The organism is Stenotrophomonas sp. Br8, assembly GCF_014763005.1.
Taxonomy (GTDB): domain Bacteria; phylum Pseudomonadota; class Gammaproteobacteria; order Xanthomonadales; family Xanthomonadaceae; genus Stenotrophomonas; species Stenotrophomonas lactitubi.
Genome location: NZ_JACGTN010000007.1, coordinates 197,007 through 222,350, shown reverse-complemented (window position 1 = coordinate 222,350; position 25,344 = coordinate 197,007). Strand labels below are relative to the sequence as shown.

General features: G+C 65.5%; 20 protein-coding genes. 4 read left to right on the top strand and 16 right to left on the bottom strand.

Annotated elements, in window-relative coordinates:
* Positions 1 to 41: 41 nt before the first annotated feature.
* Complete coding sequence (locus tag H3005_RS07590) at positions 42 to 1,136, bottom strand: homocysteine S-methyltransferase family protein (protein ID WP_100552960.1); 1,095 nt, start codon at positions 1,134 to 1,136, stop codon at positions 42 to 44.
* A gap of 7 nt (positions 1,137 to 1,143) precedes the next feature.
* Entirely contained in the window at positions 1,144 to 2,073 is a 930-nt protein-coding gene (locus tag H3005_RS07585) for a metalloregulator ArsR/SmtB family transcription factor (RefSeq protein ID WP_100460457.1), read from the bottom strand.
* Positions 2,074 to 2,236: 163 nt separating this feature from the next.
* Between H3005_RS07585 and H3005_RS07580 the strand changes: the two genes are divergently transcribed.
* Positions 2,237 to 3,385: an acyl-CoA dehydrogenase family protein gene (locus H3005_RS07580; RefSeq protein ID WP_100552959.1), complete on the top strand. Its 1,149-nt coding sequence runs from the start codon at positions 2,237 to 2,239 to the stop codon at positions 3,383 to 3,385.
* Positions 3,386 to 3,508: 123 nt separating this feature from the next.
* Here the strand turns inward: H3005_RS07580 and H3005_RS07575 are convergent, their stop codons facing one another.
* From H3005_RS07575 to H3005_RS07560, 4 genes are all read right to left on the bottom strand, one after another.
* A complete protein-coding gene (locus H3005_RS07575) occupies positions 3,509 to 4,387 on the bottom strand; it encodes a hypothetical protein (protein ID WP_223880115.1) in 879 nt (292 codons plus the stop codon).
* Positions 4,388 to 4,712: 325 nt separating this feature from the next.
* Positions 4,713 to 7,886, bottom strand: a complete 3,174-nt coding sequence (locus H3005_RS07570) for a multidrug efflux RND transporter permease subunit (protein WP_100552958.1) — start codon at positions 7,884 to 7,886, stop codon at positions 4,713 to 4,715.
* Between the two features lie 14 nt (positions 7,887 to 7,900).
* Complete coding sequence (locus tag H3005_RS07565) at positions 7,901 to 9,166, bottom strand: efflux RND transporter periplasmic adaptor subunit (protein WP_100552957.1); 1,266 nt, start codon at positions 9,164 to 9,166, stop codon at positions 7,901 to 7,903.
* Complete coding sequence (locus H3005_RS07560) at positions 9,166 to 9,822, bottom strand: TetR/AcrR family transcriptional regulator (RefSeq protein WP_025876846.1); 657 nt, start codon at positions 9,820 to 9,822, stop codon at positions 9,166 to 9,168. Before H3005_RS07560 ends, H3005_RS07565 begins: the two co-directional genes overlap by 1 nt.
* A gap of 250 nt (positions 9,823 to 10,072) precedes the next feature.
* Here H3005_RS07560 and H3005_RS07555 point away from each other — a divergent pair, with 250 nt between their 5' ends.
* The 3 genes from H3005_RS07555 to H3005_RS07545 all read left to right on the top strand — a co-directional run bounded on the left by H3005_RS07555 (position 10,073) and on the right by H3005_RS07545 (position 17,107).
* Entirely contained in the window at positions 10,073 to 15,049 is a 4,977-nt protein-coding gene (locus tag H3005_RS07555) for an NAD-glutamate dehydrogenase domain-containing protein (RefSeq protein WP_191077852.1), read from the top strand.
* 293 nt (positions 15,050 to 15,342) lie between these two features.
* The gene (locus tag H3005_RS07550) at positions 15,343 to 16,116 is read left to right on the top strand and encodes an NAD kinase (RefSeq protein ID WP_089236114.1); all 774 of its coding nucleotides are present in this window, start codon (positions 15,343 to 15,345) and stop codon (positions 16,114 to 16,116) included.
* A gap of 46 nt (positions 16,117 to 16,162) precedes the next feature.
* A complete protein-coding gene (locus H3005_RS07545) occupies positions 16,163 to 17,107 on the top strand; it encodes a 5'-nucleotidase (protein ID WP_033831508.1) in 945 nt (314 codons plus the stop codon).
* 75 nt (positions 17,108 to 17,182) lie between these two features.
* Here H3005_RS07545 and H3005_RS07540 read toward each other — a convergent pair whose 3' ends face one another.
* From H3005_RS07540 to H3005_RS07495, 10 genes are all read right to left on the bottom strand, one after another.
* Positions 17,183 to 17,734: a DUF2939 domain-containing protein gene (locus tag H3005_RS07540; RefSeq protein WP_191077851.1), complete on the bottom strand. Its 552-nt coding sequence runs from the start codon at positions 17,732 to 17,734 to the stop codon at positions 17,183 to 17,185.
* A gap of 73 nt (positions 17,735 to 17,807) precedes the next feature.
* A complete protein-coding gene (locus tag H3005_RS07535; protein ID WP_191077850.1) occupies positions 17,808 to 18,494 on the bottom strand; it encodes a DUF2461 domain-containing protein in 687 nt (228 codons plus the stop codon).
* The gene (sbcB, locus tag H3005_RS07530; RefSeq protein WP_191077849.1) at positions 18,491 to 19,930 is read right to left on the bottom strand and encodes an exodeoxyribonuclease I; all 1,440 of its coding nucleotides are present in this window, start codon (positions 19,928 to 19,930) and stop codon (positions 18,491 to 18,493) included. Before sbcB ends, H3005_RS07535 begins: the two co-directional genes overlap by 4 nt.
* Positions 19,930 to 21,297: an NAD(P)/FAD-dependent oxidoreductase gene (locus H3005_RS07525; RefSeq protein ID WP_191077848.1), complete on the bottom strand. Its 1,368-nt coding sequence runs from the start codon at positions 21,295 to 21,297 to the stop codon at positions 19,930 to 19,932. Before H3005_RS07525 ends, sbcB begins: the two co-directional genes overlap by 1 nt.
* Positions 21,298 to 21,326: 29 nt before the next feature.
* Positions 21,327 to 22,601 carry a kynureninase gene (kynU, locus tag H3005_RS07520; RefSeq protein ID WP_100552951.1) on the bottom strand — a complete coding sequence of 425 codons (1,275 nt, stop codon included), beginning with the start codon at positions 22,599 to 22,601 and terminating at the stop codon, positions 21,327 to 21,329.
* Positions 22,602 to 22,768: 167 nt separating this feature from the next.
* Positions 22,769 to 23,290 carry a 3-hydroxyanthranilate 3,4-dioxygenase gene (locus tag H3005_RS07515; protein ID WP_089236108.1) on the bottom strand — a complete coding sequence of 174 codons (522 nt, stop codon included), beginning with the start codon at positions 23,288 to 23,290 and terminating at the stop codon, positions 22,769 to 22,771.
* 23 nt (positions 23,291 to 23,313) lie between these two features.
* On the bottom strand, positions 23,314 to 23,976 hold the full coding sequence (can, locus tag H3005_RS07510; protein WP_089236107.1) for a carbonate dehydratase: 663 nt from the start codon (positions 23,974 to 23,976) through the stop codon (positions 23,314 to 23,316).
* 74 nt (positions 23,977 to 24,050) lie between these two features.
* A complete protein-coding gene (locus tag H3005_RS07505; RefSeq protein WP_100552950.1) occupies positions 24,051 to 24,689 on the bottom strand; it encodes an FMN-binding negative transcriptional regulator in 639 nt (212 codons plus the stop codon).
* Positions 24,690 to 24,698: 9 nt separating this feature from the next.
* Positions 24,699 to 25,013, bottom strand: coding sequence for a hypothetical protein (locus H3005_RS07500; protein ID WP_089236105.1), 315 nt, complete (start codon positions 25,011 to 25,013; stop codon positions 24,699 to 24,701).
* Between the two features lie 7 nt (positions 25,014 to 25,020).
* A complete protein-coding gene (locus H3005_RS07495) occupies positions 25,021 to 25,320 on the bottom strand; it encodes a hypothetical protein (protein WP_006376524.1) in 300 nt (99 codons plus the stop codon).
* Between the last annotated feature and the right edge of the window lie 24 nt (positions 25,321 to 25,344).

Sequence of the window (25,344 nt, the reverse complement as noted above, 5' to 3'; positions counted from 1 at the left end):
ACGGCAACAGGGCGGAAGGTGGATGGCGATGGCAGTGCTGCTCATGCGGCCTGGACCTGGACGGCAGGCAGCGCGCGCGGCGGCAGCCCGGCTACCGCAAGCGCGATCGCGCGGATATGGTCCGGGGTGGAGCCGCAGCAGCCACCGACCAGGTTCAGCAGGCCATCTTCGGCAAAGCCGCGCAGGGTGGCCGCCATTTCCTCGGGTGTTTCGTCGTACTCGCCGAACGCATTGGGCAGGCCCGCATTGGGATGGGCACTGACGTAGCAGTCCGACACCTGCGACAGGGTTTCCACATGCGGACGCATCGCGTCGGCGCCGAGCGCGCAGTTCAGGCCGATCGACAACGGCCGTGCATGCGCGAGTGATGCCTGGAAAGCCTCGGCGGTCTGCCCGGACAGGGTGCGCCCGGAGGCATCGGTGATGGTGCCGGAAATCATGATCGGCAGCCGCGCGCCACGTGCATCGAAGGCTTCCTCGATGGCATACAGCGCTGCCTTGGCGTTGAGCGTATCGAAGATGGTCTCGACCATGATCGTGTCGGCGCCGCCATCGATCAGGCCATCGATGGCTTCGCGGTAAGTGCCGCGCAGTTCGTCGAAACTGGTGTTGCGGAAACCAGGATCGTTGACGTCCGGGCTGATCGAGGCGGTGCGGCTGGTCGGGCCGAGGACACCGATGACGAAGCGTGGCTTGCCCGGCGTGGTCGCCTCCACCGCATCACAGCAGGCACGGGCGACGGCAGCGCCTGCCTTGTTCAGCTCGTACACCAGGTGTTCGAGGTGGTAGTCGGCCTGGCTGACCGAGGTGGCGTTGAAGGTATTGGTTTCCACCAGGTCCGCGCCGGCTTCCAGATACGCACTGTGGATGCCGGCGATGACCTCCGGTCGGGTCAGCAGCAACAGATCATTGTTGCCTTTCAGGTCGTGGCCTTCCGGTGTTGCGCCATGGTCGCAGCCAGGGCCATGGGCATGGTCGTAGCCGCCGGCGAAGCGCTCGCCCCGGTAGTCGTCTTCCTGCAGGCCGTGTCGCTGGATCATCGTGCCCATTGCGCCGTCGATGATCAGGATGCGATCACGCAGGGCGGCGAGCAGCAATTCCACGCGTTCCGGGTGCAGCCAGGGCAGGGCGGACATGTCGACCTCAGGGCTTGTTGGCGATCAGCGAGATCACTTCGAAATGCGGCGGGCGCTTTTCGCGGGTGACCGTTTCCAGGTTGGAGACCTGCAGGCCGGCCTTGTCGACGAACTTCTTCAGTTCCTTGTCGCTGAAGCCGAGGTTGACGTGGCCATAGGCATCGACCGCGGCCTTGTGCTCGTGGCGGGCCAGGCTGCACAGCAGCAGGCGGCCGCCCGGGCGCAGCACGCGTGCGGCCTCGGTGACGGCCTGCGCCGGCTTGCTGGCGTAGGTCAGTGCGTGCATCAGCACGACCAGGTCGAAGCTGCGGTCCTTGAAGGGCAGGGCATGCATGTCGCCCTCGCGCACTTCCACATTGGGCAGGCGGCGCAGGCGTTCGCTGGCGGCAGCCACCACGCGCGCGCTGGTATCGATGCACACGTAACGCCTGGCGTGCGGGGCGACCAGTTCGGCCAGCACACCGTCGCCGGAGGCGATATCCAGCACGTCGCCGGTTTCCAGCAACGGCAGCGCGGTACGCGCCAGCGCTTCCCAGGTGCGGCCCGGGGAATAGTGGCGTTCCATGTCGCCGGCCACGCTGTCGGCCCAGTTCTGGTCGGAAGCGCGGTGGGCAAGCACCGCAGCGACCCGTTCAGCATCCTGGCGCAGCAACGGGTCGTCGCTTCCGTTGCTCAGGGCATGCCACAATGCACGCTGCGCCGGGTCCAGCTGGCCTTCGTCGAAGCGGTAATAGGCCGACACGCCCGCACGGCGGTCGCGCACCAGGCCGGCTTCCTTCAGGCGCGCCAAATGAGTCGATACCCGCGGCTGCGCCAGCCGGGTGATGGCCGAAAGCTCGGCCACGGTCAGCTCTTCCTGCTCCAGCAGCGCCAGCAGGCGCACACGGGTGGCATCGGCGAACACCTTCAGGCGGGTCGACCAGTCTTCCAGATCCATAAATATCTACCTATCGCGATATAGAGATATATTCGCTGACCGCACCCCTTCCGGTCAAGCCGCAGCTCCGCGCGAGTCAGCCGCCGATGCCCGGCCCCGGTACAATCGGGGCACCTGGGCGCGCGCTGCGCGGCCCATAACATCATGTACCCGGGAGGGTGTTGTGGATTTCAGCTTTACCGAAGAGCAGTTGATGCTGCAGGACGTGGCGCGTCGCATCGCGCAGGAGAAGATCGCCCCGAGTGCGGAGCACCATGACCGTACGGGTGAGTTCCCGCTGGACAACATCCGCCTGCTGGGCGAGAACGGCCTGATGGGCATCGAAGTGCCGGCCGAATATGGCGGCGCAGGCATGGACCCGATCGCGTACGTGCTGGCGATGGTGGAGGTCGCCGCCGGTGATGCTGCGCATTCGACCATCATGTCGGTCAACAATTCGCTGTTCTGCAACGGCATCCTGACCCATGGCAGCGAAGCGCAGAAGCAGAAATACGTGCGTGCCATCGCCGAGGGCGAGGCCATCGGTGCATTCGCACTGACCGAGCCGCAGTCGGGCTCGGACGCCACGGCGATGCGTTGCCGTGCGATCAAACAGGCCGACGGCAGCTACGTCATCAATGGCAAGAAGAGCTGGATCACCTCCGGCCCGGTGGCCAAGTACATCGTGCTGTTCGCGATGAGCGAGCCGGACAAGGGCGCGCGTGGCATCACCGCGTTCATGATCGACACCGACAAGGCCGGTTTCGGTCGCGGCAAGACCGAACCGAAGCTGGGTATCCGTGCCTCGGCTACCTGCGAGATCGAGTTCAACGATTACGTGGCGCAGCCGGAAGACGTGCTGGGCCTGGAAGGCGAGGGCTTCAAGATCGCCATGGGCGTGCTTGACGCTGGTCGCATCGGCATCGCCTCGCAGGCGATCGGCATTGCGCGTGCCGCCTATGAAGCGACCCTGGAGTACGTGAAGGATCGCAAGGCCTTCGGTGCGGCCATCGGTACCTTCCAGATGACCCAGGCGAAGATCGCCGACATGAAGTGCAAGCTGGACGCGGCGCTGCTGCTGACCCTGCGTGCGGCATGGGTGAAGGGCGAGGGCAAGCGCTTCAGCAACGAAGCCGCCATCGCCAAGCTGACCGCTTCGGAAGCGGCGATGTGGATCACCCACCAGGCCGTGCAGATCCATGGCGGCATGGGCTATTCCAAGGAAATGCCGCTGGAGCGCTACTTCCGTGATGCCAAGATCACCGAGATCTACGAAGGCACCTCGGAGATCCAGCGCCTGGTGATCGCCCGCAACGAGACCGGGCTGCGTTGACAGCCATCGGGTAGATGCACGCCATGTGTGGATGGTGCGGACCAAGGTCCGCACCCACCTCGAAGCGCAGGAAAAAATGCCTTGGGTCACCCCAAGGCATTTTCATCGGAGTGTACTTCCCCATCAATTGCCTCCGCAGGTCAGCGTCCGTCCATCCCAGCGACAATCCAGCCCGCCTGCGATGCCGCTGCCTTCAATGACCGTCACGCCGTAGAGGCGTGCGGTATCGATCCAGCGCTGCATCGCTTCCCTGTCCTCGAACTGATAGACACCAGCAAAGTCTTGTGCAGTGTCCGGATTGCTGGCGGCGCCGTCTGGGATGCGGTTGCCTGAGGCGTCAATGCTCTCACCTTGCACATATTTTGCGCGGTCAACGAGGTCCGGATGGATCACCAGCGTGGTTTTGGAGCCATCCCGCCAAGTGATCACATAGGTCGCACCGTCGATTCCCAACAGTCGGCTGACGAAGCTCAATCCGATGGATGACAGGAACGTAGCCATGCTGTTCCATGCGGTGGAAGACGTCGTCGCGCCAGAAAAAGCCTGGCCGATGGCCTGCTCCAGCTGGAACCGCGTTGTAGCCATCTGGGCAACATCGTAGGCATTGAGATTCTTGTGCGCGTCCGGAAATGAGATCCCGTTGGCTCCTCCGGGATTGTCCGGATGAACGTCGAAGTGCGCTCCGCGGCCCCCGGCGCGCGGGGCATCGAGCATGCCCATGATGCGATTGAAGGCCGCGATGATCTCCGGTGGGATGGATGTAGTGACTGCCCGGTACCTGCGCAGCTCGCGGTCGTACTCCACCTCGTAGCCATGAAGTCTGCGCTGGCTGAAATCTGCGACGATGGTGGGACCGGTGCCGGATGTGAGCGCGAGCGCGCGTGGGTCGGTGCAGTTGTCACAGACCAGCACACCTGCGGCATGTGTCAACGGTGAGAACAATGCGCTCAGCCCCAGCAGCGCAAGGAGTTGGGCAGCTCGCGGGACAAACGAATTACGCATGGGATCCTCCCTGATGTTCCTGTGGTAGAGACCCTTGGTTAAAGCGCTGTTCCGGTGGAGGTTGTGATGGATTGCGCGGTATTGGATTTGTTGATGGATGGTGCCAACTAGTGACGCATATGGCCCAAAAACCGAGGGGGATCGCGATATCCATCGCCTGATCTGTAGATCTATGCGCACGCATGGCTGTCAGAGGCGACACTTGCAGTTGATGAATCCCGCTCCGGCATGAGTGGCCGAACATGGGCCCGGCCCTACAGAAAAGCAGCAAAGAAAAAGGCCCCGGATCGCTCCGGGGCCTTTCTCGTTTCAACTCACCGTTGGATCAACGATCCGGGCGGTGGGCGGATTCCGCATCACGCTGACGGCCGAGGAATTCCTTCGACGGTTCATCCAGTTTGTCGCCCAGCATGCGGCGCACGACCACGAAGAACACCGGGATCATCAGCAGGCCGAGCAGGGTGGCGAACAGCATGCCGCCGATCACGCCGGTACCGATGGCGTGACGCGAGTTGGCGCCGGCACCGCTGGAGATCGCCATCGGGATGACGCCCATGATGAACGCGAAGGACGTCATCAGGATCGGGCGGAATCGCAGGCGCGCCGCTTCGATGGTGGCATCGCGCAGGGTCTTGCCCGCCGCACGCTGCTCTACCGCGAACTCCACGATCAGGATCGCGTTCTTCGCGGCCAGGCCGATCACGGTGATCAGGCCGATCTTGAAGAACAGATCGTTCGGCAGGCCACGCATCATCGACAGGGCGAGTGCACCCAGTACGCCCAGCGGTACCACCAGCAGCACCGCCACCGGAATCGACCAGCTTTCATACAGTGCGGCCAGGCACAGGAACACCACCACGATGGACAGCACCAGCAGCAGCGTCGCGGCGTTGCCGGCCAGGATTTCCTGGTAGGACAGGCCGGACCAGTCGTAGCCGAAGCCCGCCGGCAGGTCGTCGTTGACGATGCCTTCCATCGTCTGCATCGCTTCACCCGAGCTGGTGCCCGGTGCCTGCGAACCGACGATGTTGATCGCCGAGTAGCCGTTGTAGCGGCTCAGCGACGGCGGTGCCGAGACCCATTCGGACTTGACCACCGTGCTCAACGGGATCATCGCGTTGGTGCCATCGGTATTGGTGGTCAGGCTGGACGGGCTGTAGAAGCTCTTCAGCGATTCCTGGCCGGTGCGGTACGGACCATCGGCCTGCATGGTCACGCGCTTGATGCGGCCTTCGTAGAAGAAGTCGTTGACGTACACCGGGGCCAGCATCAGCTGGATGGTGCTGTACACGTCCGACACCGACATGCCCATCGACTGCGCCTGCACGCGGTCCACGTGCAGCTGCAGCTGCGGGGCGTTTTCCAGGCCGTTCGGGCGCACGCCGACCAGATGGTCCGGCTTCTGTGCGGCCTGGCCGAGCAGGATGTTGCGGGCCTGGGTCAGCTGCTCGTAACCGGCACCACTACGGTCCTGCAGCCACATGTCGAAGCCACCGAACTGGCCAAGGCCCTGCACGGTCGGCAGGTTGACCACGAAGATCTGCGCTTCCTTGATGCCGTAGAACGCGCCGTTCATGTTCTGGATGAATTCCGGAGCAGTGAACTTGCGCTCTTCCCACGGCTTCAGGCGGATGAAGCCCATGCCCACGTTCTCGCCGGAACCGACGAAGCTGAAGCCGGCCACCTGCAGCATGCCTTCATAGCCATCCTGCTTTTCCAGGATGCCGCGCATCTGTGCGAACGCTTCGTTGGTCTGGCTCTTGGTCGAGCCCGGCGGCAACTGCACGATCGCCAGTGCATAGCCCTGGTCTTCTTCAGGCAGGAAGCTGCCCGGCATGCGGGTGAACAGGAAGCCGCACAGCGCGGTCAGCACCACGAACAGGATCATCCAGCGTGGGGCATGGCGCACCGCGGAGGTGATGTGGCCCACGTAGGTGTGGCTGATCTTGTCGTAGTACTTGTTGAAGGTGCGGTAGACGATGTTCGGGTTGTCGTTGTGCGTCGGCTTGAGGAACGTCGCGCACAGCGCCGGGGTGAAGCCCAGTGCCAGGAACGCCGAGAACGCCATCGAGATGGCGATGGTCAGGGCGAACTGCTTGTAGATCTCACCGGCCGCACCGCCCTGCAGGGCCGAGGGGATGAACACCGCCGCCAGCACCACGGTGATCGCCACCACCGCGCCGGTGATCTGGGTCATCGCCTTCTGCGTGGCCGGCTTCGGCGCCAGGCCTTCCTCGGTCATGATGCGTTCGACGTTCTCGATCACCACGATCGCGTCATCGACCACGATGCCGATCGCCAGCACCATCGCGAACAGGGTCAGCTGGTTGATCGTGAAGCCGATCATCCACATGCCCAGGAACGTACCCAGCAGCGCCACCGGGATGACCAGCGTCGGGATCAGGGTGGCGCGGAAGTTCTGCAGGAAGATCAGCATCACCAGGAACACCAGCAACACGGCTTCGAACAGGGTCTTGACCACTTCCTGGATCGAGATCTTGACGAAGGTGGTGCTGTCGTACGGCGAGAACCAGGTGACGCCGGACGGGAAGCTGGGCTGCAGCTCGTCCATCTTGCCGCGCACGGCCTCGGCCACGTTCAGGGCGTTGGCGCCCGGCAGCAGCTGGATCGCGAAGGCGCCGGTGGGCTTGCCGTTGTACTGGGTATCGAAGCCGTAGTTGTTGGCACCGAAGGCAACGCGGGCGATGTCCTTCAACAGTACGCGCGAGCCATCAGCGTTGGCCCGCAGGATGATGTTCTCGAACTCCTGCGGCGAGCTGAAGCGGCCTTCGGCCGACACCGTGGCGGTGAAGTGCTGGCCTTCCGGCGACGGGTCAGAGCCCAGCGCACCGGCGGCGAACTGCACGTTCTGTGCGCGCACTGCCGCAAGCACCTGGCTGGCCGACAGTCCATAGCCCTGCATCTTTTCCGGGTTGAGCCAGATGTTCATGGCGTACTCGGAACCGAACTGCTGGGTGCTGCCGACGCCGGGGATGCGCGAGACCTGGTCGAGCACGCGCGAGCCGACGATGTCGTTCAGCGCGTCACGGTTGATGGTCGGCGTATCGGACTGCAGCGCCACCACCATCAGGAAGCCGGCGTTGGCCTTGGCCACCACCACGCCCTGCTGGGTGACTTCCGAAGGCAGTCGCGGCGTGGCCAGCGAGACCTTGTTCTGCACCTGCACCTGGGCGATGTCCGGATCGGTACCGGTCTCGAAGGTCAGGGTGATCGAGGCGCGGCCATTGGACGCGGACGAGGAGCTGAAGTACAGCAGGTGATCGATACCGGTCAGCTGCTGCTCGATCACCTGGGTGACCGACTTCTCCGTGGTGTCCGCGCTCGCGCCCGGGTAGGTGGCCGAGACGGTCACCTGCGGCGGGGCGATGTTGGGGTAGGACTCTACGCCGAGGTTGAGGATCGCGATCACGCCGCTGAGCGAGATCAGGATCGCCACCACCCAGGCGAAGACTGGATGTTCGATGAAAAATTTAGGCATGACGGAAGGTCCCGTTACTGCTTGTTCGATTCGGTGGCGGCCGGCTCGGCCTTGTCGGCCTGGTCAGCCTTGGCCGGTGCCTTGGCGTCGGCCGGAGCCGTGGCAGCCGCGCCCGGAGCAGCGGCGCCGGCGGCAGGCTTGCCGTTGGCGTCCTGGCCCGGGGTCCACGACTTGGCCGTGGCCGGCGTGCCTTCCTTGACCTTCTGCACGCCGGCGACGACCACCTTGTCACCGGCGGCCAGGCCTTCGCTGACCAGCCAGTTGCCGTTCTGCGCGCCGTCGGTCTTGACGTTCTTGCGGACGACCTTGCCGTCGGCGCCGACCACCATCACATAGCCGCCGGTGGTATCGCGCAGCAGCGCCTGCTGCGGCACCAGGTAGGCGTTGTTGCGTTCGCCCAGGTTGGCCTGGAAGCTGACGAACGCACCCGGCAGCAGGATCTTCTGCGGGTTCGGCAGCACCGCGCGCAGCGACACCGCGCCGGTAGCCGGGTCGACCGTGGTCGAGGAGAAGTCCAGCGTGCCCGGCTCGCTGTAGGTGCTGCCGTCGGCCAGCTTGACGTTGACCGTGGCCTTGCCGTCGCCGGACAGGGCCAGCGTGCCCTTGGCTTGCTGCGCACGCAGCTGGGTCAGTTCATCCACGCTCAGCGAGAAGTTCACGTACAGCGGGTCGAGCTGGTCCACGGTGGTCAGCAGGGTCACATCGCCCTGGCCGACCAGCGCGCCTTCGGTGACCTGCTGCTTGTTGGCCACGCCGCTGATCGGGGCAGTGACGTTGGTATAGCCCAGGCTGATGCGGCTGCTGGTCACCGAGGCTTCGGCCTGCTTGACCGCGGCCAGCGCGGTGCGCTCGGCCGACTCGGCGTTGTCCAGGTCGGCCTTGGACACGAACTTCTGCGGTGCCAGCGAACGGGCGCGGTCAGCGGCGACCTTGGCGTTGGCGTAGGTCGCGCGTGCCGAAGCCAGCTGGGCTTCGGAGGCGCTGAGCGAGGCGCGCAGCGGTGCCGGATCGATCAGGAACAGGGTCTGGCCCTGCTTGACCTCGCTGCCTTCCTGATAGACGCGCTTGAGCAGCACGCCGGGTACGCGGGCGCGCACATCGGCGCTGCGGAACGGCGACAGGCGACCGACCAGCTCGCGCTGCAGCGGCAGGGTCTGCGGCTTGGCATCGATCACGCCCACCTCCGGCGGTGGAGGCGTCGGCTGTTCCGGCTTCTTGCAGGCAGCTACGGCGACAGCAACGGCGCACGTCAAGGCAAGGGTGCGGAGTGGGGCGGTCATCAGGAGGAACTCCGGGGTTGGTTTGAAGACGGGGCCGGCGAGGGCTGCGGCGCGAACGCGCGCAGGAAGCCATCGACGGAGAACTCTGCCCAGCGCCGACGCAACGCTGCGTCATCACGATGGGGGGTATGGAAGCGCTGTTTGTCGAAATCCTGACCGGCGATCATGCTCAGCAGCAGTTCGGCCATGAAGTGCGGGTCGTCATGCCGCAGCAGCCCGCGACTGCAAACGGTTTCAATCCATTCAGCAAGATGAAGCGTCAACGCGCCGGCGCCATGCCGGTACAGCGTACGCGCCTCTTCGGGAAACTGTGCTGCATCGGCGGCGATCAGGCGGCAGGCCTGGCCGACGTGGGGCTGGTTGAAGTGCTCCAGGAAGTCGGTGGCGAACTGCAGCAGGCTGCCACGCAGGTCGTCACCGCGGAGTGCACGCAGCATGGCCCCGGTCGCGTGACCGACGTGGCGCTGCATCACCCGCCGCAGCAGGGCCTGCTTGTTGCCGTAGCGCGAGTACAGCGTCTGCTTCGAGCAGCCAGCATGCTGGGCGACCGCATCCATGCTCATCTGCATGCCCTGTTGGGCAAGCAGTTCGCGCACGGCATCGAACACGCGCTCATCACGCGCGTCGAGGGCGACAGGAAGGTAGGCCGGATTCACGCGGTGGACTATACCGTCCAGTTCAGGATTGTGGAATCGCGCCGATGTTGCCGCATGTGTCTTCCGGTAACACGTTTTGCCGATCCTGTCGGCAACGCTGTGCGACGGCGATGCCCATACCGGTGCGAACTGAATAGGGCGTCTAAACCGCAGCAAACCCGAATCTGGTTATTCCGTCCTGCAGCAAGGCCTTTTCGTGCGGTAGGGCTACAATTTCATTTTCCCAACTGAGCAAGCGCGCCGCTCTGCCATGAAACCGCAAAAAACCGCAGCCAAGACCGTGAAAAACAAAAGCAAACCAGTTGAGTCGGAGGTCGCAGTGACCGCTGGTTTCTCCCTGGAGCCGGTGTACACGGCCTTGCGCAAGCGTTACCCCGCGGCCGCTCAGGCCGAGGCAGTGGCATTCGCAGCCGATTTCTACAAGCGCATGGAGGCGGACGAGTTCCCCCACCACAGCGCTGAGGAGTGGGCCGCGCTCGCAGCCGAAACGCTGGAATTCGCCCGTGCCCGCAAGGCCGGCAAGGCCAATGTCCGTGTGTTCAATCCGACCGCGAAGGCCAATGGTTGGGAATCGCCGCACACCGTGCTGCAGATCATCAACGACGACATGCCGTTCCTGGTCGACACCGTGACCATGTCGCTGGCCGAGCATGGCGTTGGCGTGCATGTGCTGGGCCACCCGGTGCTGCATTTCACCCGTGACAAGGCCGGCAAGCTGACCAAGGTCGGCGAGGGCCAGCTGGAATCGGTGATGCTGCTGGAGATCGACCGCCAGCCGGCCGAAGCCATGGCAGACATCGAGCAGGCCATCAACAAGGCGCTTGATGAAGTGCGCGCCATCGTGCGCGACTGGCAGCCGATGCAGGACAAGGCGCTGGCGCTGGCCGACGACCTCGGCAGCCGCCAGCTGCCGGTCGACGCTGCCTCGCGCAAGGAAGCACAGGAATTCCTGCGCTGGGCCGCCGACAACCACTTCACCTTCTTCGGCTACCGCGAGTACCGCGTCGAGAAGCAGGGCAAGGAAGACGTGCTGGCGCCGCTGAACGATACCGGCCTGGGCCTGATGCGCGGCACGGACAAGTCGGCCGCACGTCCGGTCAAGACCCTGGCCGCCCAGGGCCTGAACACCACGTCCGGGCTGAAGGACGCGTTGATCCTGACCAAGACCAATGCCCGTTCGCGCGTGCACCGTGCCGGCTACATGGACTACATCGGCGTGCTGGAATTCGACGCCAAGGGCAAGATCATCGGCGAACAGCGCTTCCTTGGCCTGTTCACCTCCAGCGCCTACAACCGCCGCCCGTGGGAAATCCCGCTGGTGCGTCAGCGCTACGAGCACGTGATGAAGCAGTCCGGCCTGGCTGGCTCCAGCCATAGCGGCAAGGCCCTGCGCCACATCCTGGAAACCCTGCCGCGCGAAGAACTGTTCCAGTCCAGCGAGGACGAACTGTTCCGCACCGCGATGGGCGTGCTGGGCCTGCAGGAGCGTGTGCGCAGCCGCCTGTTCCTGCGTCGCGACAAGTACAGCCGTTTCATTTCCGCGCTGGTCTACCTGCCGCGCGAGCGTTTCAACACCGACGTGCGTCTGCGCATCGAAGCGATGCTGAAGGAAGCACTGCACGGTGAGTACGTGGACAGCTCGGTGGTTCTGGGTGAATCGCCGTTGGCGCAGGTGCACCTGATCGTGCGTCCGAAGCCGGGCGAAATGCTCGACGTCGATACCGCCGAACTGGAGCAGAAGCTGGCCCAGGTGCTGCGCAACTGGCAGGACGACCTGCGCGAAGCGCTGGTCACCCGCCACGGCGAAGCTGAAGGCCTGCGCATCGCTGCGCGTATCGGCAAGGCTCTGCCGGCCGGTTACATCGAAGACAACAGCACCGCCGTTGCCGCCAACGATGTCAGCCAGCTCGACGCGCTGACCGGCCCGGACGACCTGCGCCTGAGCCTGCAGGCCGTGCCGCGCGAATCCGGCGATGGCCTGCGCCTGAAGCTGTATCGCCAGCTGGATGACATCCCGCTGTCGGACGCGTTGCCGATGATGGAAAACATGGGCCTGCGCGTGATCGCCGAGCGTCCGTACCGCCTGTCGGTGGACAACGCGCCGGTGTACGTGCAGGACTTCGAGGTCGAATCGACCGCCGGTGCGATCGATGCCGCCAGCGTCGATGAAGCCTTCGGTGAGACCTTTGCCCGCGTCTGGCACGGCGATGCCGAGAACGATGCCTTCAACCGTCTGGTGCTGGCTGCCGGCCTGCACTGGCGCCAGGTCGCCATGCTGCGCGGCTACTGCAAGTACCTGCTGCAGACCGGCGTGCCGTTCTCGCAGGCTTACGTCGAAGGTACCTTCACCCGCTACCCGCTGCTGGCACGCCTGCTGGTCGAGCTGTTCGAAGCCCGCTTCGATCCGGCCACCGGTCATGAAAGCAAGGAAGACATCGCCACTGGTCAGGCGCAGCTGAGGGCCCACCTCGACGTGCTGGCTGCCGGCGACGAGGCCACCCTGAAGGTGCTCAAGACCGTGGTCGACGCCCGCAAGGGTGACCGCGATGCGCAGATGCAGGCCGCGCGCGAAGCGCTGCTGAAGCTGATGGACCGCGTGTCGAGCCTGGACGAGGACCGCATCCTGCGTTCCTTCATGGGCGTGATCGATGCGACCCTGCGCACCAGCTACTACCAGACCGATGCCAACGGCCAGCACGGCCATGTCATCAGCTTCAAGTTCGATTCGGCCCTGGTGCCGGACCTGCCGAAGCCGCGTCCGTACCGCGAAATCTTCGTGTACGGCCCGCGCGTGGAAGGTACCCACCTGCGCTTCGGTGCCGTCGCCCGTGGCGGCCTGCGCTGGTCGGATCGTCGCGAAGACTTCCGTACCGAAGTGCTGGGCCTGGTCAAGGCGCAGATGGTCAAGAACACCGTCATCGTGCCGGTCGGCGCGAAGGGCGGCTTCTTCGCCAAGATGCCGCCGGTGAATGGTGATCGCGATGCGATCTTCGCCAACGGCGTGGCCTGCTACAAGCTGTTCATCCAGGGCCTGCTGGACATCACCGACAACATCGTCAACAACAAGATCGTGCCGCCGGTGGATGTCGTGCGCCATGACATGGACGATCCGTACCTGGTGGTGGCCGCTGACAAGGGCACCGCGACCTTCTCCGACATCGCCAACGGCCTGGCCATCGCGCACGGCTTCTGGATGGGCGATGCGTTCGCCTCCGGCGGTTCGGTCGGTTACGACCACAAGGGTATGGGCATCACCGCGCGCGGCGCGTGGGAGTCGGTCAAGCGCCACTTCCGTGCACTGGGCCGTGACAGCCAGACCCAGGACTTCACCGCGGTCGGCGTCGGCGACATGTCCGGCGACGTGTTCGGCAACGGCATGCTGCTGTCGCGCCACATCCGCCTGCTGGCCGCGTTCGATCACCGTCACATCTTCCTGGACCCGAACCCGGATGCAGCGACCACGTTCGTCGAACGTGAGCGTCTGTTCACCGTGCCGCGTTCGAGCTGGGCGGACTACGACGCCAAGCTGATCAGCAAGGGCGGCGGCGTGTATCCGCGCAGCCTGAAGTCGATCGAGATCACCCCGCAGGTGCGTGAGGTGCTGGGCCTGGACGAGAGCGTCAAGGCGCTGTCGCCGAATGACCTGATGAGCGCGATCCTGAAGGCGCCGGTCGACCTGCTGTGGAACGGCGGCATCGGTACCTACGTCAAGGCCGCCAGCGAGCAGCACAGCGATGTCGGCGACCGCGCCAACAACGCCCTGCGCGTGAACGGTGGCGAGCTGCGCTGCAAGGTGGTGGGCGAGGGCGGCAACCTGGGCATGACCCAGCTGGGCCGCATCGAAGCCGCCCAGGCTGGCGTGCTGCTCAACACCGACTTCATCGACAACTCGGCCGGTGTGGATACCTCCGACCATGAAGTCAACATCAAGATCCTGCTCAACGATGTGGTGCGGGCCAAGAAGCTGACCGTCGAGCAGCGCAACAAGCTGCTGGCGTCGATGACCGACGAAGTCGCTGCGCTGGTGCTCAACGACAACTACCGCCAGAACCAGGCCCTGAGCCTGATGGAGCGGATGGCGGTCAAGCGCCTGGGTTCCAAGCAGCACTTCATCCGTACGCTGGAACAGCAGGGCCTGCTGGATCGCCAGATCGAGTTCCTGCCGTCCGATGCCGAGCTGTCCCAGCGCAAGGCGCGCGGCCAGGGCCTGACCCGTCCGGAGCTGTCGGTGCTGCTGTCCTATTCCAAGCTGGTGGCGTTTGCCCAGCTGCTGGATTCGGACATTCCGGAAGATCCGTACCTGTCCAAGGAACTGCAGCGCTACTTCCCGACGCCGCTGCAGAAGAAGTACGCCGACGCGATGGAGCGTCACCGCCTGAAGCGCGAAATCATCGCCACGGCCGTGACCAACCAGACCATCAACCGCATGGGCGCCACCTTCCTGATGCGCATGCAGGAAGACACCGGCCGTTCCATTGCCGAGGTCGCCAAGGCCTACACCATCAGCCGCGAAACGCTGGATGCCCGCGCGCTGTGGGCGCAGATCGACGCCCTCGACGGCACCCTGCCGGAGTCGGTGCAGATCGATGCGCTGGAAGTGATCTGGAAGTTGCAGCGTTCGTTCGTACGCTGGCTGCTGTCGCGCCCGGGCCCGATGCCGGGCATCACCGAGGCGGTCAACCGCTACCAGGGTCCGTTCAACGACATCCGCGTTGCTTCGGGTGTGCTGCCGGATTCGCAGCGTCCGACCTACGAGGCCCTGGTGGCCGAGTGGAAGGAAAAGGGCCTGCCGTCGGCATTGGCACAGCAGCTGGCCGAACTGCACTTCCTGGAGCCGGCGTTCGACATCATCGAACTGGCCCGTACCCGCAAGCTGAAGCCGGTGGATGTCTCCAAGATCCACTTCCGCCTGGGCGACGCCCTGCAGCTGCCGTGGCTGTTCGAGCAGATCGACGCGCTGGAGGTCAACGGCCGTTGGCACGCGGTGGCACGTGGCGTGCTGCGCGACGAACTGGCCGCGCACCACCGCAGCCTGGCTGGCCAGGTGCTGGCCACCAAGGGCAGCACCGCTGAAGCCAAGGTGGCCGCGTGGATCGGTCGTGACGACAGCAGCCTGCGCTTCACCCTGGCGATGCTGGCTGAACTGGCCGAGCAGAAGACCCTGGACTACCCGACCGTTTCGGTCGCAGTCCAGCGTCTGGGTCAGCTCGCTGCCCACGGCGCGTAAGTGATGTAGTGCCAGGCCATGCCTGGCATGCGTGAACCGGAACGGCCCCGCGAAAGCGGGGCCGTTCTGGTTCTGCCCTTGACCTTTGCGACCACCTGACCCGACGCCGGCCGTTAACCTGCCAGGTGGATGACCGGCATATCCGCCGGGACCGTGAGCGCCATGGATGGCGCGATCGAGCCCCCAGGGACGGGTTTACGGCGTGTCCCGGCGGATATGCCGGTCATCCGCCCCACGGGGTCCAACTCCCGGCGCTCGGTTATGCTCTCCATCAAACCTCCCCGGATCCACCGATGAGCGACACCCCCCGCATCGCTTTCCTGGCCAGTACCACCGAACCTGCGCAGATGGCCCGCGCAGCGATGGTCTCGCGCTATGGCGACCACGCGCCCGACCAGGCCGACGTGCTGTGTCCGCTCGGTGGCGATGGCTTCATGCTGCAGACCCTGCATCGTCACGGACACCTGGGCAAGCCGGTATTCGGGATGAAGCTGGGCACGGTGGGGTTCCTGATGAACCAGTACCGCGGCGACGACGACGTGCATGCGCGTATCGCCCGTGCCGAGCCGGCCCACCTGCGCCCGCTGGAAATGGTGGCGCTGACAGAATCGGGCACCACCACCGGGTCGCTGGCCTACAACGATGTCTCGCTGCTGCGGCAGACCCGGCAGGCGGCGCATATCGGCATCGACCTCAATGGCCAGGAGCGGGTGGGCGAACTGATCGGTGATGGCGTGCTGGTGGCCACCCCGGCTGGAAGCACCGCCTACAACTACTCGGCGCATGGACCGGTGCTGCCGCTGGGCTCGCACACCATTGCCCTGACGCCGCTGGCCCCGTATCGCCCGCGGCGCTGGCGCGGCGCCATCCTCAAGGCCGACACCGAAGTGCGCTTCCGCGTGCTCGATCCCTACAAGCGTCCGGTCAGCGTCACCGCCGATTCGCACGAGACCCGTGATGTGGTCGAAGTGACGATCCGCGAGTCGCGCGAGCACCGGGTGACCCTGCTGTTCGACCCGGAGCACAACCTGGAAGACAGGATCCTGAGCGAACAGTTCGTTTTTTGACGACAATAGGCGGCCGGCACTGCCGACCGCTTGAAGGACCCCACCGATGGGCGACAATTCCCCCCGTTTGCTGACCGTCGCGGTGACCTCGCGTGCGCTGTTCGACCTGGAAGAAAGCCATGCACTGTTCGAGAGCGATGGCGTGGCCGCCTATGCCGAGTACCAGCGCCAGCACGAGGACGACATCCTCGGGCCGGGCGTGGCCTTCCCGGTGGTGCGCAAGCTGCTGGCGCTGAACCAGGGCGCCAGCCCCGAGAACCCGCGCGTGGAAGTGATCCTGCTGTCGCGCAACTCAGCCGATACCGGCCTGCGCATCTTCAATTCCATCCAGCACTACGGGCTGGGCATCATCCGCGCGACGTTCACCGCCGGTGAGCCAACCTGGCCATACGTGAAGCCGTTCGGCACCGACCTGTTCCTGTCGGCCAATCCGGAATCGGTGCGCAGCGCGCTGCGCCATGGCATCGCCGCTGCAACCATCCTGCCCAAGCCACCGGGCGAGACTGCCGCCGCTGCCGCCGACCAGATCGACATCACCCGCCCGGCCGGGCAGCTGCGCATCGCCTTCGATGGTGATGCGGTGATCTTCGGCGATGAGAGCGAGCGCATCTCGCGCGAGCAGGGCGTGGAAGCCTTCGGCCGGCACGAACGCGAGCGTGCACGCGAGCCACTCAGTGGCGGTCCGTTCCGTGGTTTCCTCTCTGCGCTGCACACGTTGCAGGAAGTATTCCCGGCTGGCGACAGCGCGCCCATCCGCACGGCGCTGGTGACCGCGCGTTCTGCGCCGGCGCACGAGCGGGTGATCCGCACCCTGCGCGAATGGGGCGTGCGCCTGGACGAGGCGCTGTTCCTCGGTGGGCGGCACAAGGGCCCGTTCCTGCAGGCGTTCGGTGCGGATATCTTCTTTGATGATTCGCAGCACAACATCGACAGTGCGCGTGAACACGTGGCGGCCGGCCATGTGCCGCATGGTGTCGCCAACGAGGGCTGAAACCATGGCCGGTGGGTGCCAACCGTTGGTTGGCACTGCCATGCATCGGCGCCCACCAAGGTGGGCATCTACCGATCAAGGCGTGGCTGACATCCCCAGCTGCAGGTCCACCACCTTCCAACGCAGGCCCTGCGGTTCCAGCACTACCTTCAACGGTGGCTGGCCGGGACCGCGATCGACGTCGACCACGAAGCGGTCCAGCGCTTCGAAGTGGTGTTCGGCGTTCTTCAGCGGTCGCGCCGGTTCGGTCGTGCCGAAGGCATCACCACCCTGTAGTTCATTGCGGCCGCGCTTCCACAGCACGTGGCCCTGCAGCATCGCGCCGATGCCGGTGGGGGTGACCATCGTTTCCACCGCGGCACCGCCCAACTGGTCGCCCAACCCGTACAGCAGCGCGCCGAAGGGGCTGGAAGCCACCTCGGGGCCGGCCTGGCGCACCAGGTAATCATTGAGCTGGGCACGCAGACTGGTGCGCACGCGTGGGAAATCCACGTAGCGCTCCAAGCGCGCGGTGTCGCGTTGTTCGATGGCCTTGGACAGGCCATGCACGGTCAGGTAGGGGCCGCCGAACCACCAGCCCGCCACCACGACGATCAGCAGAACGAGGATGCCAATGAGCTTCTTCATGGTGCACAGCCTGCCGCAAGTAGGGGTGCCGGTGGTGAACGACGGGTGATGCCAGTGATGGCCCCGGCGCCGTTCAGAACTCCAGATCCAGCGCGGCGCAGAGGTAGTCTACGAACGGGCCCAATCCTGCCAGATCCTTGCCAAGCGTGGACAACAGGCGCGGGCCGGTCATCGTGGCATCGTCCAGCGAATGCCACATCACCCAGTTGCGATGCTTGAGGTCATCGATGAACTCGAAGTCGGCGGGGAAGCCGCGCGGTGGACGCACCAGCTTCTCGGTTTCCTCGAAGTCGAAACGCTTGCGCAGCGCCGGTGCATGCGCGGCTGCCTTCCAGCTACCGGGGTTGTCGAGGATGAAGTGGCGGACGCGGCGCTGGGTTTCCGGTTCGGGATGCCACAGCCCGGCGCCGACGAAGCTCTCGCCCGGTTGCAGGTGCACGTAGAACGAGGGCGCGGCCACTTCGCGGCGGCGCTCATGGAACAGGCGCGCGCCCTGCCAGATTTTGTACGGCGACTTGTCATGGGAGAAGCGCGCATCGCGGTGGATGCGGAACAACGAGCCGCCCACGCCACGGGTGTCTGCGCGGAAGTGTCCGCTCACCTCGGTCAGCGCCGGCTGCAGGTCGCCCAGCAGGCGCAGGAACGGCTGCCGCACATGGTCTTCGTACTGCTGGCGATGGTCGTTGAACCAGGTCTTGTCGTTGTGCAGCGCCAGGCTGCGCAGGAACTTGAAACTGGCATCGGAGAAATAGGTGCTCACAGGTCCTCCTGCAGGTGCAGGCCCCAGTCACGCAGCGATTGCAGCAGCGTGGCGCGGCGAACGTCGTCGGGTGCTTCGGCCGCCAGCGCATCCAACTGCTGCTGGTACTGGGCCAGGTTGAGTTCGCCCATGCCTTCCTCGCCAAACAGGCGCTGGCGGCGATAGGCCTTCCAGCGCTCGCGTTCTTCCGGTGCGAGGCTGCCGGGATGATTGCGGGCGCGGTAGCGGAAAAGCAGTTCGGGCAGGCGCGGGTCGCGGAAGCGGCCTTCCAGTGCAGCCAGCTGTTCCGGTGGCGTGGTCCGTGCCAGTGCCAGCAGCGGCTTGTCGCCGGCACCGAGGAAGCCGTCGTACAGCGAAGCGTCCACGTCGGAGACGCTCGCCGCGCGCGGCTGGTTGTAGACCTGGCGCGCCTTCTCGGCCAACTGTGGTGCGAACGCGCGCAGTCGTTCGGCCTTGGCTTCGATCGCTGCCACGTCCAGCCCGAGTCGTGCGTGGTCATCGGCGCGCAGGTGGTTCCAGGCCACCAGCGCCGGCACCTTGTTCAGGTGCACTTCCTTCAACGGCACCCGGGCTACGCCTTCGGGCAGTTCGCTGGCACGCAGGTACAGGCGCTGGGCGATCACCTCGGCAGGCAGCTCCAGCAGGTCGTCGATATCGCCGTCGAGGTCGAACACGATCACCCGGTTGTTGATGGTCGGATGTACCGCCAGCGGCAACACCGGCGCCGCGCACAGGCGGCTGGCCGGGTAACGCATCGAGATATGCAGCACCGGCTTCAGCGCGGTGATGTCGAGCAGGCTGCCGACGAAACGCTTGTCGCGCAGCTTCAACGCGTAGTCCCACAGGCGCGGCTGCGACTGCTTGAACAGGCGCGCCATGCCGATCGTCGCGCGCACGTCCGACAGTGCTTCGTGGGCATCGCCCTCGCGCACGCCGTTGGCCTCGGCCAGGTGTTCGAGTTTGAACGACGTGGCGCCGTCCTCGCGCTTGGGCCAATGGATGCCCTCCGGACGGATGGCATGCATCAGCCGCAGCATGTCCAGCAGGTCCCAGCGCGAATTGCCATTGCGCCACTCGCGTTCGTACGGGTCGTGGAAGTTGCGGAACAGACCGTAGCGGATGAACTCGTCATCGAAGCGCAGAGTGTTGTAGCCCAGCGCACAGGTGCCGGGGCGCGACAGCTGCTCGTTGATGCGATCGAATGCTTCAGCTTCGCTGATGCCTTCGGCCAGCGCCTGCTGCGGGGTGATGCCGGTGACCATCGTGGCCATCGGCGAGGGCAGCAGATCGTCAGCCGGGCGAACAAAGAAGCTGACCGGCGTGTCGATCTCGTTGAGATCGCTGTCGGTGCGGATCGCCGCGTACTGGGCGATGCGGGTGCGACGCGGATCCTGGCCGAAGGTTTCCAGGTCGTAGAACAGGAAGCTGTCGGCCATCAGTGCGCGCCCTCCAGCACCGGCAGCCGCGCATGGATCTGCGCCTCCAGTGCGTTCCAGTCGATGTTGTCCAGCGTGTCGTGGCCCGCTGTGGCGGTGATCAGCATCTCGCGCTGGATGTCGGTGCGGCGCAGTGCCTCGGCATAGGGCGTGTGCAGGAAGGTCACCATCGTGTAGTGCGGGACGAAACGCGTCGGCCAGCGCCGCTGCAGTTCCTGTTCCAGCTCGCGCTGCAGCAGGAAGGCCGGATCGGCCACCCGGTCGCGCATTTCCAGATAGTTCTCCAGCGCCATCTGCTGGATCGCACGCGCGTTCGGTTTGCGCTCGGCTTCGAACGCAGCGAACGCGCTCTGCAGGTCGTCCGCCTCCATCAGATGCCTGGCCAGTGCCACGCAGTCCTCGAACGCACAGTTCATGCCCTGGCCGTGGAACGGCACCATCGCGTGCGCGGCATCACCGATCAGCACGGCGCGGTCCTGCTGGTGCCAACGTTCCAGGGTGAGCGTGCCGAGCAGGCCCGGCGGATGCTGCTCCCAGTCCGCGCGCAGGTTGGGAATCAGCGGCAGGGTATCGGCGAACTCGCGCGCGAACAGTGCTTCCGCCTGGATGCCAGTGTTGACCGTAGCGAAGCTCGGATCGCCCTGGTTGGGCAGGAACAGGGTCACGGTGAACGTGCCCTCGTGGTTGGGCAGGGCGATGCACATGTAGTGGCCGCGTGGCCAGATGTGCAGCGCATTGCGCTCGATGCGGAAGCCGCCATCGTCGGTGGGCGGGATTTCCAGTTCCTTGTAGGAATGGTCGAGGAAGGCAATGTCCTCGCCCAGCGGTTCGCGCCGGTTCATCGCCGCACGCAGCGCCGAGCCTGCACCGTCGGCACCCACCAGCGTGTCGAAGCGGATATCGTGCGGACTGTCGTCGCGATCATCGATGAAGCGCGCGTAGCCGGCATCGAAATCGACCGTGTGCAGGCGGCGGTGGAAATGCACGGTGGCACCGGCCTGCTCGGCCAGTTCCAGCAGTGTGGTGTTGAGGTCGCTGCGATGGATCGACCAGATTACTTCGCTGTCGTCGCGGCCATAGCGCTGCAGTTGCGGCTCGCCTTCGCGCGGATGCACCATGCGCCCGCGCATCATCACCGCACGCGCCATCACTTCGTCTTCCACACCGGCCTGACGCAACGCGTTGCGTCCGCGCTCGGCCAGGGCCAGGTTGATCGAGCGACCGCTTTCGTAATCGGCGATGCGCGGATCGCCACGGCGTTCGTACAGGGTGATGCGCCAGCCCTGCCGTGACAGCAGGATGGCCAGCAGGGATCCGGCCAGGCCGGCGCCGACAATGCTCAGCGAGCGGGATGCATGTGCGATCAACGAACTGTCCAGCAGTAGGGGAGGGCGGCTTACAGGCCGGCCCAGGCTTCCACTTCCTCGACGAAGTGGTGCACGTCCAGGTAACGGTTGTAGAGCGGGGTGGGCGAGATGCGGATCACGTCCGGCTCGCGCCAGTCACCCAGCACGCCGATGGCGCGCAGATGTTCGAACAGGGCGCGTCCGCGCTCGCGGCCGCCGATCACCCGCAGCGACAGCTGGCAGCCGCGGCGCTCGGGTTCGGCCGGGGTGACGATTTCCAGCACCTGCGGCAGGCGCGCGCGCACCAGTGCGTCGAGCATGCCGGTCAGTGCCAGCGACTTGCTGCGCAGCGAGTCCATGCCGGCACGTTCGAACAGGTCCAGCGACGCACGCAGCGGCGCCAGGCCGAGGATCGGCGGATTGCTCAGCTGCCAGCCCTCGGCGCCGACTGCGGGCTGGAACTGCGGCGCCATCTGGAAGCGGGTGGCTTCGTCATGGCCCCACCAGCCGGCAAAACGCGGCAACGTGGTGTCGCGATGATGGCGTTCGTGCACAAAGGCACCGGCCACGGCGCCCGGGCCGCTGTTGAGGTATTTGTAGTGGCACCACACGGCGAAGTCCGGGGCGACGTCATGCAGGTGCAGCGGAAGGTTGCCGACCGAGTGCGCCAGGTCGAAGCCGATGCGCGCGCCCTGCAGGCGTGCCGCGCGGGTGATCGCATCCAGGTCGAAGGCCTGGCCGCTGCGGTACTGCACGCCAGGCCACAACACCAGCGCCAGGCGCGGACCGTGCGCGGCGATCGCGCGTTCGATCGCGGCCATCGAGATCGTGCCGTTGGCTTCATCCGGCTGCACTTCCACCAGGCAGTCGGCCGGGTCGAAGCCATGGAAGCGGATCTGTGCTTCCACCGCATGGCGGTCGGTCGGGAACGCGCCGGCTTCCATCAGGATCACCGGGCGTTCGGCCGTGGGCCGGTAGAAGCTGACCATCATCAGGTGCAGGTTCACGCTCAGCGTGTTCATCGCCACCACTTCGCTGGGCAGTGCGCCGACGACGCGTGCCAGCTGCGCGCTGACCAGACGGTGGTACGACAGCCATTGGGTCGGCCCGGTGAAGTGGCCTTCCACCGCCAGTTCGCCCCACTGCTTCATCACTTCCTGCACCGCCGCCTGCGCGCCGCGCGGTTGCAGGCCCAGCGAGTTGCCGACGAAGTAGGTCTGCTCACCACCACCGTGGCGCGGAATCAGGAATTCCTGCCGCAGCGGCCGCAGCGGATCGGCGGCATCAAGGGCAATGGCGTGGGTGCGGCTGAGCAGGTCGGACATGGTCGGGCAACAGGCTGCAACGGGACTGCCAGTGTAGCGCCTGGGGCATGACCCGGTGCCTGCCAACCCAACACCAGCACCGCATGATGCGGTAGTCGCCAACCTTGGTTGGCGCACGTGCGACCGAGTGCCCACCAAGGTGGGCATCTACCAGCGCGGTGGCGCTGTCAGGCCGTCGCTGGTGCCGGCAACGGATCCACGTGGCCACACTCGCTGCAGGTACGGAGTTCCAGGCTGGCCTGGTAGCGCGCGAATACCTTCGGCAGGTCGGTCTCGATGTTCTGCAGCGTGAAGTACTCTTCGTACAGCTTGTGGTTGCAGCGCTCGCAATGCCAGATCACGCCGTCGCGCTCATGCGGCAGGCGCTTGCGTTCCACCACCAGGCCGACGCCGCCGGGTGGGCGCCTCGGTGAGTGCGGCACCTTGCCCGGCAGCAGGAAGATTTCGCCAGCGCGGATCGGAATATCGCGCACCGCGCCATCCTCCTGCACCTTCAGCACCATTTCGCCTTCCAGCTGATAGAACCACTCCGGGCCTTCGTCGTAGTGGAAATCGGTGCGGCTGTTCGGCCCGCCGACCACCATCACGATGAAATCGCCGTTGTCGATCATCTTGTTGCCGACCGGCGGCTTCAACAGATGCCGGTTTTCCTCGATCCAGCCCAGCAGGTTGATGGGGGAGGCAAGCATGGGAGTGTCCGTGGGAGGGAGGGTCAGTCGCGGCGGCCGCGGCGCGGAACGTAGGACAGGGCCTTCTCATATGCAGGCTGCAGGTCTTCCGGTGCGCCCACGTCGATACCCATTTCGCGCACGCGGCCATCCTTCAGGCTGTACACCCAGCCGTGCACCATCAGCTTCTGGCCGCGTGCCCAGGCGTCCTGCACGATTGTCGAGCGGCAGGCGTTGACCACCTGCTCGATCACGTTCAGTTCGCACAGGCGTGCATGCTTCAGCTCCGGCTCCTCGATCGCATCCATGATCGCGGCATGCTTCTGTGCGACGTCACCGACATGGCGCAGCCAGTTGTCGGCCAGGCCCACCCGCGTGTTGTTCAAGCTGGCGTGCACGCCGCCGCAGCCGTAGTGACCGACGATCAGGATGTGCTTCACCTTCAGCTGGTCCACGGCGTACTGGATCACGCTGAGGCAGTTCAGGTCGGTGTGCACCACCACGTTGGCCACGTTGCGATGCACGAACACCTCACCCGGGGCCATGCCGATGATCTGGTTGGCCGGCACGCGCGAGTCGGAGCAGCCAATCCACAGGTATTCCGGGTGCTGCTGCTTGGCCAGCTGATGGAAGAAGTCGGGATCTTCCTTCTCGATCCGGTCTGCCCATTCGCGGTTGTTCTGCAGCAGCTTGTGGATGTCTTTCATGTTCGGGGTCCCTGACGTCGGGTGGGGGGCAAGGCGCGGCCGTTCTGGTCGCGTCGTCGCCGGAAACAGGGCGCTCAGCTGCCTGCGGCGGCTTCGTCGCGATACCGGCGCATCCACTGCGCCAGTTCGGTGGAATGTGGATTGTCCAGGCGTTCCAGTTCGGCCATCACTGCCTGCTGGTTGGCCTCGGGGTGGTTCTGGCTCAGCTTCAGCGTCAGCTGCACCTGTTCGACGGTGAAGCGGAAGCCGACGATGCCGCGCAGCTGGCGGCGGTGGTCGTCACGCTCGGGTTCGAACCGCCAGTCCTGGCCGACGCTGGCTTCGAAGCGGTCGCCGGTATCGCTGACCAGCTGGGCCAGGGCGTCGGTATCGTCGAACGGCTGCAACTGGCCGCGCAGCTCGGCAGCGGCGTAGTTCCAGGTAGGCACCCGCGCGGCAGGCTCCTTGTCCGGGTACCAGCTGGCCGATACATAGCCATGCGGCCCGTCCACCAGTACCTTGGCCGCACCACTGTGGCGTGCCTGCGGGTTGGCACGAGCCCAGTGGCCGCGCAGCTCGATGTGGTCGCCGTCGCGCTGGTACAGCACCGGCAATCGGGTCAGCTCCGGCAAGCCGTCGCCACCGGCGGTGAGCACGGTGACGAATGGATCACGCGCCAACAGGCGATCCAGCCACTGCAGGTCGGTCTGTGCGAAAGCGCGCGGGGTGAACATCGGTTGGCCTCAGGCGCGGCTGCCGAGTGACTGCACCATGCGCCCGCGCAGGCCTTCGTCGCTGCCCGCCTGCGGTGGCTGCACTTCATGCAGCGAGAATCCGCGCACCAGCGCATCTTCTTCGTCCAGGCCTTCGTACTCGACGAACTCGGCGTCGAACAGCTGCGAGCGGGCGGTGTCCTCGCTGTCGTAGCTCAGCGTATTGCCATCGCTGTCGAGCACTTCGGCGGTGCCGGCCTCGCGGATGCGCAGGCGTGCCCAGATCAGGGTGTTGCCGAGGCTGGCCAGCCACCAGCTGTCACGGACGTGGGAAAGGTCGTTCATGTGTGTATTACCAGAGCGAGGCCAGCCAGAGCAGGGCAGCCATGCCCAGTCCAGCCAGCAGGGTCAGCAGCGATACCCAGGCGGGCGTCGCCAGCCCGGACAGCGACCGGTCCGGCTGGGTGCGGTATTCGCGCCGCAGCAGCCAGCCCAGCGCGTCGGGCTTGAGGAAGGCGCCACTACCGAAGCGCTGCGCCAGCGCCGGATGGCGATCGCGCACATGCACCAGGGTCAGCGGCCAGAAAATCACGAAGGCACTGAACCCGGCCACTGCAACGCCGACGAAACACAGGGCGAAGAACAGGGTCATGGGGGCAGTACCTCCGTGGTCGTG

What these genes read in the sequence shown, in the direction of transcription:
- H3005_RS07540 (WP_191077851.1), bottom strand. Translation starts at nt 17,734, where the DNA reads ATGAAGAAGCTCATTGGCATCCTCGTTCTGCTGATCGTCGTGGTGGCG.
- H3005_RS07590 (WP_100552960.1), bottom strand. Translation starts at nt 1,136, where the DNA reads ATGTCCGCCCTGCCCTGGCTGCACCCGGAACGCGTGGAATTGCTGCTC.
- sbcB (WP_191077849.1), bottom strand. Translation starts at nt 19,930, where the DNA reads ATGGCCGACAGCTTCCTGTTCTACGACCTGGAAACCTTCGGCCAGGAT.
- H3005_RS07515 (WP_089236108.1), bottom strand. Translation starts at nt 23,290, where the DNA reads ATGCTTGCCTCCCCCATCAACCTGCTGGGCTGGATCGAGGAAAACCGG.
- H3005_RS07570 (WP_100552958.1), bottom strand. Translation starts at nt 7,886, where the DNA reads ATGCCTAAATTTTTCATCGAACATCCAGTCTTCGCCTGGGTGGTGGCG.
- H3005_RS07565 (WP_100552957.1), bottom strand. Translation starts at nt 9,166, where the DNA reads ATGACCGCCCCACTCCGCACCCTTGCCTTGACGTGCGCCGTTGCTGTC.
- H3005_RS07550 (WP_089236114.1), top strand. Translation starts at nt 15,343, where the DNA reads ATGAGCGACACCCCCCGCATCGCTTTCCTGGCCAGTACCACCGAACCT.
- H3005_RS07545 (WP_033831508.1), top strand. Translation starts at nt 16,163, where the DNA reads ATGGGCGACAATTCCCCCCGTTTGCTGACCGTCGCGGTGACCTCGCGT.
- H3005_RS07555 (WP_191077852.1), top strand. Translation starts at nt 10,073, where the DNA reads ATGAAACCGCAAAAAACCGCAGCCAAGACCGTGAAAAACAAAAGCAAA.
- can (WP_089236107.1), bottom strand. Translation starts at nt 23,976, where the DNA reads ATGAAAGACATCCACAAGCTGCTGCAGAACAACCGCGAATGGGCAGAC.
- H3005_RS07500 (WP_089236105.1), bottom strand. Translation starts at nt 25,013, where the DNA reads ATGAACGACCTTTCCCACGTCCGTGACAGCTGGTGGCTGGCCAGCCTC.
- H3005_RS07585 (WP_100460457.1), bottom strand. Translation starts at nt 2,073, where the DNA reads ATGGATCTGGAAGACTGGTCGACCCGCCTGAAGGTGTTCGCCGATGCC.
- kynU (WP_100552951.1), bottom strand. Translation starts at nt 22,601, where the DNA reads ATGTCCGACCTGCTCAGCCGCACCCACGCCATTGCCCTTGATGCCGCC.
- H3005_RS07495 (WP_006376524.1), bottom strand. Translation starts at nt 25,320, where the DNA reads ATGACCCTGTTCTTCGCCCTGTGTTTCGTCGGCGTTGCAGTGGCCGGG.
- H3005_RS07505 (WP_100552950.1), bottom strand. Translation starts at nt 24,689, where the DNA reads ATGTTCACCCCGCGCGCTTTCGCACAGACCGACCTGCAGTGGCTGGAT.
- H3005_RS07575 (WP_223880115.1), bottom strand. Translation starts at nt 4,387, where the DNA reads ATGCGTAATTCGTTTGTCCCGCGAGCTGCCCAACTCCTTGCGCTGCTG.